Origin of the sequence: Pseudomonas sp. FSL L8-0168, from assembly GCF_037976155.1 — a bacterium.
Lineage (GTDB): Bacteria > Pseudomonadota > Gammaproteobacteria > Pseudomonadales > Pseudomonadaceae > Aquipseudomonas > Aquipseudomonas paracarnis.
The window spans coordinates 729,704-742,334 of record NZ_CP150262.1 but is presented as its reverse complement, the minus strand read 5'-3'; the positions used below and the strand labels follow the sequence as shown (position 1 = coordinate 742,334).

At 61.8% G+C, this 12,631-nt stretch carries 12 protein-coding genes; 8 read left to right on the top strand and 4 right to left on the bottom strand.

Annotated elements, in window-relative coordinates; genetic code table 11:
* The first annotated feature begins 153 nt into the window (after positions 1-153).
* Complete coding sequence (locus MHH62_RS03095) at positions 154-507, top strand: response regulator (RefSeq protein WP_060767421.1); 354 nt, start codon at positions 154-156, stop codon at positions 505-507.
* Between the two features lie 114 nt (positions 508-621).
* On the top strand, positions 622-2,022 hold the full coding sequence (locus MHH62_RS03090) for a DUF1254 domain-containing protein (protein ID WP_339232432.1): 1,401 nt from the start codon (positions 622-624) through the stop codon (positions 2,020-2,022).
* Between the two features lie 54 nt (positions 2,023-2,076).
* Here the strand turns inward: MHH62_RS03090 and MHH62_RS03085 are convergent, their stop codons facing one another.
* Positions 2,077-2,748: a DUF3313 domain-containing protein gene (locus MHH62_RS03085; RefSeq protein ID WP_014718489.1), complete on the bottom strand. Its 672-nt coding sequence runs from the start codon at positions 2,746-2,748 to the stop codon at positions 2,077-2,079.
* Between the two features lie 212 nt (positions 2,749-2,960).
* On the opposite strand from MHH62_RS03085, the gene MHH62_RS03080 reads away from it, so the two are divergent.
* The gene (locus MHH62_RS03080; RefSeq protein ID WP_032903051.1) at positions 2,961-3,668 is read left to right on the top strand and encodes an aspartate/glutamate racemase family protein; all 708 of its coding nucleotides are present in this window, start codon (positions 2,961-2,963) and stop codon (positions 3,666-3,668) included.
* 123 nt (positions 3,669-3,791) lie between these two features.
* On the opposite strand, the gene MHH62_RS03075 is transcribed toward MHH62_RS03080, so the two are convergent.
* Positions 3,792-4,304 carry a GNAT family N-acetyltransferase gene (locus MHH62_RS03075; protein WP_014718491.1) on the bottom strand — a complete coding sequence of 171 codons (513 nt, stop codon included), beginning with the start codon at positions 4,302-4,304 and terminating at the stop codon, positions 3,792-3,794.
* Between the two features lie 227 nt (positions 4,305-4,531).
* On the opposite strand from MHH62_RS03075, the gene MHH62_RS03070 reads away from it, so the two are divergent.
* The 4 genes from MHH62_RS03070 to MHH62_RS03055 all read left to right on the top strand — a co-directional run bounded on the left by MHH62_RS03070 (position 4,532) and on the right by MHH62_RS03055 (position 8,761).
* On the top strand, positions 4,532-5,503 hold the full coding sequence (locus MHH62_RS03070; RefSeq protein WP_102666207.1) for a helix-turn-helix transcriptional regulator: 972 nt from the start codon (positions 4,532-4,534) through the stop codon (positions 5,501-5,503).
* A 99-nt stretch (positions 5,504-5,602) separates the two neighbouring features.
* Entirely contained in the window at positions 5,603-6,475 is an 873-nt protein-coding gene (locus MHH62_RS03065) for a transporter (RefSeq protein WP_191948712.1), read from the top strand.
* 22 nt (positions 6,476-6,497) lie between these two features.
* Positions 6,498-7,652, top strand: coding sequence for an MFS transporter (locus MHH62_RS03060; RefSeq protein ID WP_339232429.1), 1,155 nt, complete (start codon positions 6,498-6,500; stop codon positions 7,650-7,652).
* Positions 7,649-8,761, top strand: a complete 1,113-nt coding sequence (locus MHH62_RS03055; RefSeq protein WP_339232427.1) for a class II histone deacetylase — start codon at positions 7,649-7,651, stop codon at positions 8,759-8,761. Before MHH62_RS03060 ends, MHH62_RS03055 begins: the two co-directional genes overlap by 4 nt.
* On the opposite strand, the gene MHH62_RS03050 is transcribed toward MHH62_RS03055, so the two are convergent.
* Complete coding sequence (locus MHH62_RS03050) at positions 8,751-9,890, bottom strand: glycerate kinase (RefSeq protein WP_339232426.1); 1,140 nt, start codon at positions 9,888-9,890, stop codon at positions 8,751-8,753. The two genes, MHH62_RS03055 and MHH62_RS03050, sit on opposite strands and share 11 nt — an antisense overlap.
* A gap of 133 nt (positions 9,891-10,023) precedes the next feature.
* Complete coding sequence (locus MHH62_RS03045; RefSeq protein ID WP_339232425.1) at positions 10,024-11,124, bottom strand: sugar diacid recognition domain-containing protein; 1,101 nt, start codon at positions 11,122-11,124, stop codon at positions 10,024-10,026.
* Positions 11,125-11,281: 157 nt separating this feature from the next.
* Here MHH62_RS03045 and MHH62_RS03040 point away from each other — a divergent pair, with 157 nt between their 5' ends.
* Positions 11,282-12,592, top strand: coding sequence for an MFS transporter (locus tag MHH62_RS03040; protein ID WP_032903042.1), 1,311 nt, complete (start codon positions 11,282-11,284; stop codon positions 12,590-12,592).
* The last annotated feature ends 39 nt before the right edge of the window (positions 12,593-12,631 follow it).

The following is a 12,631-nucleotide window of genomic DNA, read 5'->3' as shown; positions in this document are numbered from 1 at the left end:
GGTACCTTGGTGAGTCAGCACGCAAGCGGACGGGACTTTTTGCGCCGCTAAGGTCACAATGCCAGCAATTGCTTCGGAACTTGCTGGCATTGTTATTACTCACAATCTAGTTGCCTTTAAGCCCAGCGCTCTCACTGTTCAGGAAAGTTCACTATGTCCCACACCTCCACCATCCTTGTAGTCGAAGACGACGCCATCGTGCGCATGCTGATCGTCGATGTCCTCGAAGAGTTGGAGTTCACGGTGCTCGAAGCCGCGGATGCTGGGGAAGCACTGGCGCAGGTGCGAAATACCGACCAGATCATCGACCTGATGATGACCGACGTCGGCCTGCCCGACATGGACGGCAAACAACTGGCAACCAAAGTCCGCGAACTGCGCGCTACCCTGCCTATCCTGTTTGCCAGCGGCTATGCCGAAAACATTGATGTGCCCGCCGGTATGCAGGTGATTGGCAAGCCGTTCTCCATTGATCAATTGCGTGACAAAGTCAAATCCATGCTCTAACGCCCCTTCCTCATCGTCCTTTGCAGAGATTAACGTGACGACCGGCCAATAAAACAGGAAACTCAGCGCCTTCACGCCACGCTCTCAGATAGCACTCAGGAAGGACGCAACAACATGATTGGAAAACCGACGCGCCTGCTGTTGGCGAGCCTCTGGATACTCATGAGCTCCGGCGCCTGGGCTGACTTCACCGCAAGCCCCAGCGAAGCCAGGGCCATTGCCAAGGAAGCCTACTTGTACGGCTTCCCGGTGGTGCAGATGTACAAGACGCTCTACACCCAGGCCGTTGATAAAGGCGGTGCCCACTTCAAGGCGCCGTTTAACCGTATCGACAACGGCGCCCAGGTGCTCACCCCCAAGGACAACGCGGTTACCACCCCCAACGTCGACACGCCCTACTCGTTCGTGTGGATGGACCTGCGTAAAGAGCCGCTGGTGCTGACCCTGCCCAAGATTGATGACAAGCGCTATTACTCGGTGCAGTTGATCGACCTCTATACGCAGAATTTTGCCTACCTGGGCACCCGCAGCACTGGCAATAACGGCGGCCACTACATGATCGCCGGGCCAGACTGGAAAGGTCAGCAGCCGGTGGACATCGACCGTGTGGTCTACAGCGAAAGCAACATCGCCTACGCCCTTTACCGCACGCAGCTGTTTGATGACAAAGACCTGGGCAAGGTCAAGCAGATCCAGAGCGGCTACAAGGTGCAGGCGCTGAGCAGTTATGTGAAGCAACCCGCGCCTGCCACTGTGCCGAAGATCCAATGGCCCAAGCCGATGGCAACCATGACCGAAGGCCCGCAGCTGTTTCGCTACCTGAACTTCATGCTGGCCTTCGCCGCGCCCCAGGACAGCGAAAAAGATCTGCTGGCACGCTTTGCCAAGATCGGTATCGCCCCAGGCGCGCCGTTCAAGGTCAAGCAGTTGACTACCGAGCAGCGCAAGGCCCTGGAGGACGGCATCGCCGATGGCCGCGCCGAATTCGCCGCCTTCAAGAAGGCCAAGGTGGATACCCACCAAGTGACCGACGCAGACCTGTACGGCAGCCGCGACCACCTGCAAAACAACTACCTGTACCGCTACGCCGGTGCCGAGCTGGGGATGTTCGGCAACTCCAGTGATGAAGCCGCGCACTTGAGCTACGTCATCGACAGCGAGGGCAAGCCGGCTAATGGTGCACGCCACAGCTACACCGTGCATTTTGCCAAGGACCAGCTGCCGCCGGCCGATGCGTTCTGGTCACTGACGATGTATGACGCAAAGACCAAATTGCTGGTGCCGAATCACAAGAAGCGCTACCTGATCAATTCGCAGATGCTGCCGACCCTCAAGCTCGATGCCGATGGTGGCTTGACCCTGGCGCTGCAGCACCACGAACCTCCCAAGGCTGAGCAGAGCAACTGGTTGCCGGCCCCACCCGGCCCGTTTTACGCGGTCTTGCGCATTTACCTGCCCAAGCCTGAAGTTGGCAGCGGCCAGTGGAAGCTACCAGCGTTGACGCCGCTTAAATAAGCTCGGCGAATAAAAAAGCGCGACGGGCGATGACCCGCCGCGCTTTTTTTTGACTCAGTGTTTTTTCAGTTTCACGTAGGACTGGTGCAGGTCCGACGCCCAACCGTCGATGACGCTTTTCACATCGTCGGCCTTCATCACTTGGGAGTCATTAGCCAACGGCTTGCCAGTACCTTTGCGCACCACTTGGGCCAGCACTTTATGAGTGGCGCCATCGAGGAACTGCGCCTCGGTGCCCAGGGTGGTCTCCTGGTCGCGAATGCCGGTGCCGGTGCTCACTGCCGCAGCCACTAGGGCGACGGGGATAAACTCATAAGGCTTGAGGCTCTCGGTCTTGCTGCTCACGGCGGTAATCGCCGCCCTTACCACGATCACTCCAGGGCCAGGGGCATTGGCCACGGGCAATGACTGAGCCAGCTCGCGCTTGAGCGCCTGGTTGTAATAGTCGTTGATTCCCCGCAACGTGCTCTCTGGAATGCGGGAAGTGGCCTGGGGCTTGGGGTAAAACTGGGTGGGCTCGATGTACACCGCCGTGTAACGGTTCAAATCCAGTTGTGGATCAACCCAGCGCATCACCTCAGCCCCCGAGGGTGACTTGGCCTCCTTGAGCTGGCTGTAGTTGGAAAGAAACCCTGAATACTCATTCGGTTGCACCACCTTGCTGGCGCAACCGGCCATACCGAGCGAAGCGACGCACAGTGTGCCGATCATTAGCCTTAATTTCATTATTGAACTCCCTGGCGAGCATCATCGTAAGAACGAGTGGTAGGTATAGCCAATGTTGAGGCATCGCACCTTAATTTAGCGCCGGGTATTGATCAGAAGTGATCGTTGATCAAGGTTATTTGAACTGCTCCGGTGAATTGGCTGGCAACTGCGTATGACTCATCCGCCTTCAATGGGTAAGGTGAAGCCACACTTTTTGTCCGGAGCACCACATGCGCACCATCGGCCTTATCGGCGGCATGAGCTGGGAGTCCAGCGCCGAGTATTACCGCCTTATCAACCAGCGTGTGCGCGACCAGCTCGGCCCGCTGCGGTCGGCGCAAGTGTTGATGTACAGCGTGGATTTCGGCCCGGTGGAACAGGCTCAGCATGCCGGGCGTTGGGACGATACCGCGCTGATCCTGGAAGATGCCGCGCGACGCTTGCAGGCCGGGGGGGCTGATTGTGTGGTGCTGTGTACCAACACCATGCATTTAGTGGCACCGCGCATTGAGGCGGCAGTGTCGATTCCCTTCCTGCATATTGCCGATGCCACGGCGGCTGCGGCCCTGGAGGCCGGGACCTTGACGGTGGGCTTGTTGGGTACCGCGTTCACCATGGAGCAGGATTTCCTTAAATCGCGCCTTGCCGGCCAGGGGCTCACCGTGCTGGTGCCAGACGCGGATGAACGCAAGGCGGTGCACCGAATCATCTATGAAGAGTTGTGCGTGGGCGTCATCAGCGACGCCTCGCGCCAGGTGTATCAGCAGGCGATCCAGACACTCGCCGCACGCGGCGCTCAGGCGATTATTCTTGGCTGCACGGAAATCTGCCTGCTGATCCAGCCCGAACACAGCGCCCTGCCGCTGCTGGACACCACCGCGTTGCACGCGCAGGCCGCGGTGGGGTTTGCCTTGCAGGGCATCTGTACCGGGCGCTGACTCTGTGGGCAATGCATGAGCCGTGTGGGAGCTGGCTTGCCTGCGATAGCGGTGGTTCAGTTGAAGATTCAGTGACTGACACTCCGCCTTCGCGGGCAAGCCCGCTCCCACAGTTTTACAGGATCAAGCCGACGTGCGCAGGCGCGCCATGCTCAGGGTGTCGACAAACATACCGTCGCGCAGGGCGTAATCGCGCAGCCGCCCTTCCACTTCGAAGCCGAACTTGCGGTACAGGTTGTGCGCAGGCTCGTTGTCGGCGTAGACCGTCAGCTCCACACGGCGCAGGTTCATCCAGTTGTCGGCCACCTCCAGCGCGGCCGCCAACAGCCGCGAACCGACACCCTTGCCCTGCCAGGCGGGCGCCACGCCCATACCCAACGAACCAACGTGGCTCTGGCGTACGCGCAGGTACTGCTCAAGCCCTAATTGGCCAATCACCTCACTGCCATGCAACGCCACCAGTTGCAGGCGCCGCTCGTTATCCATCACCAGGCGCTTGCGCCACATCTCAACCGACTGAAAAGGCATTTGCAGCACCTGACGGCAAACAGCCGGTTCGTTGTATAGCGAGGCGACGCCCTCCAGGTGGGCCTCGGTAAAACGCTGGATCACGATAGACGGTTCAGGTGGGTGCATTGCATTTCATCCTTTGAAAGACAAGTGGCGGGCCAGTGTAGAGGCTAAGCGCCTGGCTGACGAGTCGGGCGTTTTCTTACCAGCCAACCAGCACCATCCTGCATCTGAACGATGGCGATCCCTATGCGCAGCGCCGATACTCAGCTCAGGCCCTGCCCCGTCAACCCGACACTTCGGCCTTCACCCTGTGACGAGAACAACAAAAAAAGTCCCACAGAGGAATACCCATGAGCCGTCTTGATTACTCGGGCCTGTTGCAGGCCTTCAGCACCCTGACCCTGGACCTGCAACGCTTGGCCCAACACAAGGACATCGAACACTTCCAGTGCCATGCCCTGGCACGCGTCAGCCAATTGCTGGCCTTCGACAGTGCCTGGTGGGGGCGCTCGGCTGTCATCAACGGTCTGCCGCAAGAGCACAACAGCTACCTCTACCAGTTGCCGCCCGACTACCTGGCGGACTGGCAGTCAATCCGCCATCTGGACGTGACCGTTGCACGGGTGCATGCCGCGCCTGGCGAGGCAGTAATTATCAATATGCGCGACCCCGCCAGCGGCAGCGCCTTGAACTGGCTAGCGCATCGCCACGGCCTAGGTGAATTGCTGTGTGTCATCCATATCGACCCGCAAACCCACCTCAGCCACCACCTGACGCTCTACCGCCAGCCCACTGCGCCCACGTTCAACGCGCAGGATTGCCAGTTGCTCAATAACCTGATGCTGCACCTGGTGGCGGCGGTCTCGGCAAACCAGATCCGCACCTTGGTGGCCATGCGTGAAACCCTGGCCAGCCCGCGCAATCTGGCCCTGGCGGTGTGCGACCCTCGGGGTGTGTTGCAATGCGCCGAGCGCGGTTTTGTCGACCTGCTGCTCAGCGAATGGCCGCAATGGTGTGGCCCCACCCTGCCGGTGCCGCTTGATGAGCGCGGGTATGACGGCAAGCGCATCCACATCCAGGCGTCCCCAGTGGGCGACCAATTGCTGTTGGCCGCGCGCCTCAACCGTGCCCTGCCCCAGCTCAGCCCACGGGAAAACGACGTGGCCCAAGGCTTCGGCGAGGGCAAGACCTACAAGGAAGTGGCCCGCGACCTTGGCCTTTCGCCCAATACCGTGCGCCACCATATTCGCGCCATCTACGCCAAGCTCGGCGTCAAGGACAAGGCGCGCATAGCGCACCTGGTGCACGCCCCGCCCGACTGACCCTGCCCGCTTCTCCCACGTTTTTGCCACGGTCGTTTTTTACGGTCACGGGCTGCTGTTGCCCATTTTCCGGCCTCCTCTAACACGAGACGCTTCGCCATGACTTCAACGCGCCTACGTAACCTGACAGTGCTGTGCGCCAGCCTGTTCAGCCTCGACAGCCAGGCTGCCGACCTCAACGCCCGCGATTTTTTCGCCGCCCCACCGGGCACCCGCCTGGGTGTGCTGTACCTGCCCGCCACCCGTGCCAGCGATTTCCATGGCCCCGCCGACAGCACCGGCAAGGCCGACCTCAGGGTCAACGCCGTGGCCTACCGTCAGGTGTATTTCACCGACGCCTGCGGCACGTTGTGCACGCCGCAATTCATCCTGCCCTTTGCCGACATCAGCGCACGCCTTCCCGGCGCCAACCAGCGCAGCCGCGAGCGCGGCCTGGGCGATCCACAGGTGGGCGGCACGCTGTTTTTCGTCAACGACCCGGTGACGCGCACTTACAGCGGCTTGTTGAGCCTGATCACTGTGCCGATAGGTGAGTACCACAGCCAAAACCCGGACGTGTCCCCCGGTGCCAATCGCTGGGGCGCCACCTTTGTCTACAACTACACCCACGGTATCGGTGAGAAATGGGTGCTGGAAGCCAACCTGGAAGCCCAGCTCTATGGCCGCAATGACGATTACTTCGGCAGCGAACTCAAGCAAGCCCCGCTGTATCGCCTGCAGGCTTTTGCCTCGTATGACTTCAGCTCCGCCACTTACGGCGCATTGCGCCTGATCCAGGCCGACGGTGGCGCCCTGCGCCTCAACAACCGTCGCCTCGACGATACCCACAAGCGCTACACCCAAGTCGGCTTCGAACTCGGGCACTGGCTCGACCGGCAGAACCAACTGATGGTCAGCCTTTCGCAACACGTTGCGGCTTCCAATGGTTATGCCGGCACCGAAGCGCTGTTGCGCCTCGTGCATGTGTTCTGACCCCTTTCCCTGGAGCTTGAAAATGCCCATTTCCAACCCTGCGATAACGGCACGGCTGGCGGCGATCGTACTGTTTGCCGCCATCACTCCGACCCTCCTGATGACTGCTCCCGCCGTGGCCGCGCAGTTGGCCAGCCAATGGCAACTGAGCCCGGCGCGGATTGGCGACTTGTTTTCCGTGGAACTGGGCGCCATGAGCCTGGCGACCTTGCCCGCCTGGTGGTGGCTCAAGCGGGTTGACTGGCGCACTGCCGCCCGGGTCGCCGCGCTGTTGTTCATTGCGGCCAACCTGCTGTCGATGCTCGCCGACACCTACGCCGTGCTGCTGGTGTTGCGCGGGGCCAGCGCCCTGGCCGGCGGTTCGTTGATGATCCTCTGCCTGGCCAGTGCCGCCACCACCGCCAATCCCAGCCGAGTCTATGGTTTGTGGGTGATGGGGCAGTTGATCGTCGGTGCCGTCGGCCTGGTGGTGCTGCCTGGTTTGTTCGAACGGTTTGGTTTGAATGCCTGCTACCTGATCCTGGCAGGGTTGATGGCTCTGCTGCTGCCATTGGCGCGGGCTTTTCCCGCCGGTAGCCGTGCGTTGCCCGCCAGCCACACCCCGGTCTTGCCCGGTTCACGCTGGAAAGCCGCCCTGGGGGTTGGCGCGGTCCTGGCCTTTTATATCAGCTTGGGAGGCGTCTGGACCTTTATCGGTGCCTTGGGCGCCAGTGCCGGGATTTCGGCGCAGCACAGCGGCGACATCCTCGCCATCGCCACCGTGATGGGCATTGCCGGGGCCGCGAGCGCTTCACTGATCGGGACCCGCTTGCCGCGTGGAGTGCTGTTGTTGCTGGGCTACCTGATGATGGCGGCAGCGGTGCTTCTGTTGTTCGGCCAGCCCGCATTGCTGCGATTTGCCTTGGCGGCGCTGCTGTTCAAATTCACCTGGACCTTCATTCTGCCGCTGATCCTGGCCTGCCTGGCCGACCTTGATCACAGCGGCAAGCTGATGAACGCCTCCAACCTGGTCATCGGCGGCGGCCTGGCCGTCGGCCCGGCGCTCGCTGGCCGCCTGATCGAGGCCAGCGGCGGTTTCAGCCTGTTGCTGCTTGGTGCAGCCGCTATCACCTTGCTGTCTCTGGTGATGATCGTCGCCAGCCGTCCCCATTCCCCCACTGAACTGGAACCGGTATGAACCCAACCACCGCATTTTTTTTCGACGAAATGAGCCTGTGGCACAGCGCCGGCGCCCATGCGCTGACCCTGCCCGTGGGCGGCTGGGTGCAGCCGCCGGCCGGCAGCGGGCATGCCGAGTCACCGGAGACCAAGCGCCGCCTGAAAAGCCTGTTGGATGTCTCCGGACTGAGCCGCCAACTACAACTGCATAGCGCGCCGCCCGCCAGTGAAGAGGATCTGCTGCGGGTCCACAGCCGCGCTTACCTGCAGCGTTTCAAGGCCTTGAGCGATGCGGGTGGCGGTGAGCTTGGCCCCCAGGCACCGATTGGGCCGGGCAGCTTCGAAATTGCGCAACTGTCCGCCGGACTGACCCTGGCCGCCGTGGACATGGTGCTCAAGGGCCAGGCGCACAACGCCTATTCGCTGTCGCGGCCACCGGGTCATCACTGCCTGGCAGACAGTGCTATGGGCTTTTGTTTTCTGGCCAACATTGCCATTGCCATCGAGGCCGCCAAGGCCCGCAGCGGACTGAACAAAGTTGCCGTGATCGACTGGGATGTGCACCACGGCAACGGCACGCAGTCGATCTTCGAAGAACGGGCCGATGTGTTGACGATTTCCCTGCATCAGGACGGCTGCTACCCGCCTGGCTACAGCGGCGAGCAGGATCGAGGCCGCGGGGCCGGCGTGGGGGCCAACATCAATATTCCGTTGCCGCCAGGCAGTGGCCACGCCACCTATCTACACGCCATGGAACGCATCGTAGTGCCCGCGCTGGAGCGCTTCGAGCCGGAGTTGATCATCGTCGCCTGTGGTTATGACGCCAACGCCGTCGACCCGTTGGCGCGCATGCTGTTGCACAGTGAATCGTTCCGGCTGCTGACCCGCGCCCTGCGCCTGGCCGCCGAGCGTCTGTGCCAGGGCCGCCTGGTGCTGGTACATGAAGGCGGCTACAGCGAAGCCTATGTGCCGTTCTGCGGCTTGGCGACCCTGGAGGAACTGAGCGGAGTGCGCACGGCGGTGCAAGACCCGATGCTTGAATTTGTGCAGTTGCAGCAACCCGGTGTGCAGCTACAGGGGTTTCAAGAGCAGTGGGTGGAGCGGCTGGCGCGCGGGGTCAGCGAGTAGCTGCCAGGCGCCATACCCGTGCAACGTCCGAGGCCCGCTCACGCAACAGGCGCGGCGCCTCGTGACAGGCTTGCTCCAGAGACATCGGCCCCGACGGCAAGGCGAACGCTGCATCCACACCGTGGGCGTACATCTGCTCGTAGCCGTCGCCCAAGGTGCCCGCGATCACGACCACCGGCACGCCGTGTCGCCGGGCAATGCGCGCCACGCCAAACGGAGTTTTTCCCCGCAGCGTCTGGGCGTCGAAGCGACCTTCACCGGTGATTACCAGGTCGGCGCCACGCACCGCTTCATCGAAGCCAACCAGTTCAGCGACTACCTCAACCCCTGGACGAAACTGGGCAGCGAGAAACGCCTTGGCAGCAAAGCCCAGGCCACCGGCGGCGCCGCTGCCAGGTTCGTCGCGCACATCCTTGGGCAGCACCTGAGCGCAATGGTCAGCGAAGTGCCCAAGGGCCGCGTCCAGGTGTGCCACTTGCTCGGAACTCGCGCCTTTTTGCGGGCCGAAAATCGACGAGGCACCGTGGGGGCCGCACAGGGGATTGTTGACGTCGGCGGCGATTTCAAAACGCACCTGCGCCAGGCGCGGGTCGAGTTGTTCAAGGCTGATATGGGCCAGGCGTGCCAATGCCAACCCACCCGCCGGCAGTGGCTGACGTTCGCTATCCAATAGCTGCACGCCAAGGGCCTGCATCGCTCCCGCCCCGCCATCGTTGGTGGCACTGCCGCCAATCGCCAGGATGATGCGCTGCGCCCCGGCATCCAGCGCGGCGCGGATCAACTCGCCGGTGCCATAGGTGGTACTGGAACAGGCGTCGCGCTGCCCCGGCGCGACGAGTTGCAGGCCGCTGGCCTCGGCCATCTCGATCATCGCGGTATGGCTGTCGGCCAACCAGCCCCAACGTGCTTCGACGCCGTCGCCCAGCGGGCCTCGGACTGTTTGCCGACGTAATTGCCCCTTACACGCGGCGAGCACCGCATCCACCGTGCCTTCACCGCCATCGGCCATCGGGCATTGAAGCACGTGCGCATCCGGCCAGACCTCGGCCCACCCCTCGGCAATCGCCTGGGCGACGCCTGCGGCACTCAGGCTGTCTTTGAACGAGTCAGGGGCGATCACGATTTTCATGGACGTTCTCCGGTTTTTATAACGCCCATGCTGCCAGTTGGCAGGGGCAATGACGCGGGGCCGATGCACAAGTGTGGGGCGGGTTTGTTGTTCATTTCTACAATGCCCGTTGTAGGAGCGAGCTTGCTCGCGCCTACAGGGGGTGGGGCAGCAGTTGTACGCCCAGGTACAAGGCAAGCATCCCATCTAGCGTCAGCGGGTCTACGCCGCTGAGTTCGGCTATGCGTTCCATGCGGTAGCGCAGGCTGTTGCGGTGAATGCCCAAGGCGTCGGCACACGCCTGGCTTTGCCCGTCGTGCTCGCACCAACTGCGCAACGTGGCGAGCAGTTGCCCGTTGCTGTCCTTGGCCAACACCTTGCGCAACGGGTTGAGCAATTCGTCCAGGGCGTCGTCGTTGCGATGACGCCAAAGCATGACCGGCAGGCGATAACGGTTGAGGGTCAACAGGCGTGATTGCGGCAGGATATCGCGGCCATAAGCCAGCAGATCTCCTACCCGGCGGTAACAGCGGCGCAGCCCCGCCAAGCCCTCCGCTTGCCCGCCGATGGCAATGCGCTGGATGTTCCAACCCAGGCCCTCGAGCTTTTCCAGCAAGCGGGGGTTATCGACCTGCACCGCAGCAGGTCGGCACCACAGCAAGGAAAACTGCGCGGAGCTGACGCACCAACTGTCCGGGTAGCGGCTGGCAAGCCAGGTGCTCAGGGCCTCCGCCGTTTGGCCCGGGCCCAGTTCAAACAGGTACGGCGTGCGCGCCAGTTGTGGCTTGAGCCCCAATTGCTGGGCTTCGTCCACCAGGCGCGGGGAGTCGCCGCTGTCGGCCAACAGCAGGGCCAGCAGATCATCGCAACGCTGGCGCCGCCATTGTTGCTCGGCTTGCTGGTGGCGTTGGCTGACCAGCATTTCGGCGGTCATACGCACCAGTTCGGCGTAGGTGCGTAACCCATCTGGTTCTCCGGTGATACCCAGCACGCCAATCAGGCGCTGATCATGCAACAGCGGGAGGTTGATGCCGGGTTGCACACCCTTGAGATGCTTGGCGGTCTGCCCGTCGATTTCCACCACACGCCCATTGGCCAACACCAATTGCGCACCTTCATGGCGTGTGTTGATACGCTCCGGCTCGCCGCTGCCCAGGATCAAGCCCTGGCTGTCCATGACATTGTGGTTATAGGGCAGGATTGCCATGGTGCGATCGACAATCTCCTGCGCCAGGGCATGATCCAGCTCGAACATGGGGCTAATTTCCTAAAAAAGGTTGTTCACCGGCACAGCGCAAAGGCAGCTTGACTGTGCGCCAGCACAAAGACAGCTGCCCGTCACGTCACCGAGACTGTCAGGGCGGTCAACGTTACCCTCGCACCGCGAAAAATCATAATAAAGAGAGAATCCCATGTCACAGAGCGCCACTGCCGCACTGGCCAGCGATGACGATAAGAACGCCATCTACAAGCGCATCACCCTGCGCCTGATCCCCTTCATCTTTATCTGCTATCTGTTCAATTACCTCGACCGGGTAAACGTTGGCTTTGCCAAACTGCAGATGCTCGATGCGTTGAAATTCAGTGAAACCGTGTACGGCCTGGGGGCCGGGATTTTCTTTATCGGCTACGTGCTGTGCGGCGTGCCGAGTAACCTGGCGCTGACCCGGTTTGGCCCGCGGCGCTGGATCGCATTGATGATGATCGTGTGGGGTACGCTCTCCACATGCCTGCTGTTTGTGACCACACCCACGCATTTCTACGCCCTGCGCCTGCTCACCGGTGCCGCTGAAGCCGGCTTCTTCCCCGGTGTGGTGTTGTACCTTTCGCAGTGGTTCCCGACCTTCCGCCGTGGGCGAATCATGGCACTGTTCATGTCGGCGATCCCGGTGTCCGGTTTGCTCGGCAGCCCGTTTTCCGGCTGGATTCTCAATCACTTTGCCGCAGGCCAAGGTGGCTTGGCGGGCTGGCAGTGGATGTTCCTGCTGCAAGGCATCCCGACCGTGATCCTCGGCGCCCTCGCCTATTTCCTGCTCAGTGACAGTTTCGCCAACGCCAAGTGGCTCAAGCCCCATGAGCGTGCGGTACTGGAAGCTGACCAGGCCACAGACCTGGCAAACAAGCCGAAAACCACCAGCGACTCCCTGGCCCAAGTGTTCAAGAACCCGGCGATCTGGGCATTCGGCCTGATCTACTTCTGCATCCAGAGTGGCGTGTATGCGATCAACTTCTGGCTGCCGTCGATCATCAAGAACATGGGTTTCAGCGATAACCTGGTGATTGGCTGGCTCAGCGCGATTCCGTATCTGTTGGCGGCAGTTTTCATGCTGCTGGTGGGCCGCTCTGCCGATTTGCGCAAGGAGCGCCGCTGGCATTTGGTGGTACCGATGTTGATGGGCGCCATTGGCCTGGTGATCGCCGTTAACTTCGCCACCACCCCCGCTATCGCCATTCTCGGCCTGACCATCGCCACCATGGGCGCCCTCACCGGCCTGCCGATGTTCTGGCCGGTGCCCACCGCGATGCTCAGCGCGGGTGCGGCGGCGGGTGGCTTGGCGTTGATCAACTCCATGGGGCAGATGGCGGGGTTTCTCAGCCCGTATATCGTGGGTTTTGTGAAGGATGCTACCGGCTCTACGGATGTGGCGTTGTACCTGCTGGCGGCGGTGATTGTGAGCGGCAGTGTTCTGGCATTGCGGATGACGCGCACGCTCAAGGCCTGACGCCTTCAACGTGGGAGGGATCTGCTCCCTCCCACTTGG

Excerpts from the sequence above, each read along its gene's own strand:
- MHH62_RS03095 (WP_060767421.1), top strand. The coding sequence starts at position 154 with ATGTCCCACACCTCCACCATCCTTGTAGTCGAAGACGACGCCATCGTG.
- MHH62_RS03090 (WP_339232432.1), top strand. The coding sequence starts at position 622 with ATGATTGGAAAACCGACGCGCCTGCTGTTGGCGAGCCTCTGGATACTC.
- MHH62_RS03085 (WP_014718489.1), bottom strand. The coding sequence starts at position 2,748 with ATGAAATTAAGGCTAATGATCGGCACACTGTGCGTCGCTTCGCTCGGT.
- MHH62_RS03080 (WP_032903051.1), top strand. The coding sequence starts at position 2,961 with ATGCGCACCATCGGCCTTATCGGCGGCATGAGCTGGGAGTCCAGCGCC.
- MHH62_RS03075 (WP_014718491.1), bottom strand. The coding sequence starts at position 4,304 with ATGCACCCACCTGAACCGTCTATCGTGATCCAGCGTTTTACCGAGGCC.
- MHH62_RS03070 (WP_102666207.1), top strand. The coding sequence starts at position 4,532 with ATGAGCCGTCTTGATTACTCGGGCCTGTTGCAGGCCTTCAGCACCCTG.
- MHH62_RS03065 (WP_191948712.1), top strand. The coding sequence starts at position 5,603 with ATGACTTCAACGCGCCTACGTAACCTGACAGTGCTGTGCGCCAGCCTG.
- MHH62_RS03060 (WP_339232429.1), top strand. The coding sequence starts at position 6,498 with ATGCCCATTTCCAACCCTGCGATAACGGCACGGCTGGCGGCGATCGTA.
- MHH62_RS03055 (WP_339232427.1), top strand. The coding sequence starts at position 7,649 with ATGAACCCAACCACCGCATTTTTTTTCGACGAAATGAGCCTGTGGCAC.
- MHH62_RS03050 (WP_339232426.1), bottom strand. The coding sequence starts at position 9,890 with ATGAAAATCGTGATCGCCCCTGACTCGTTCAAAGACAGCCTGAGTGCC.
- MHH62_RS03045 (WP_339232425.1), bottom strand. The coding sequence starts at position 11,124 with ATGTTCGAGCTGGATCATGCCCTGGCGCAGGAGATTGTCGATCGCACC.
- MHH62_RS03040 (WP_032903042.1), top strand. The coding sequence starts at position 11,282 with ATGTCACAGAGCGCCACTGCCGCACTGGCCAGCGATGACGATAAGAAC.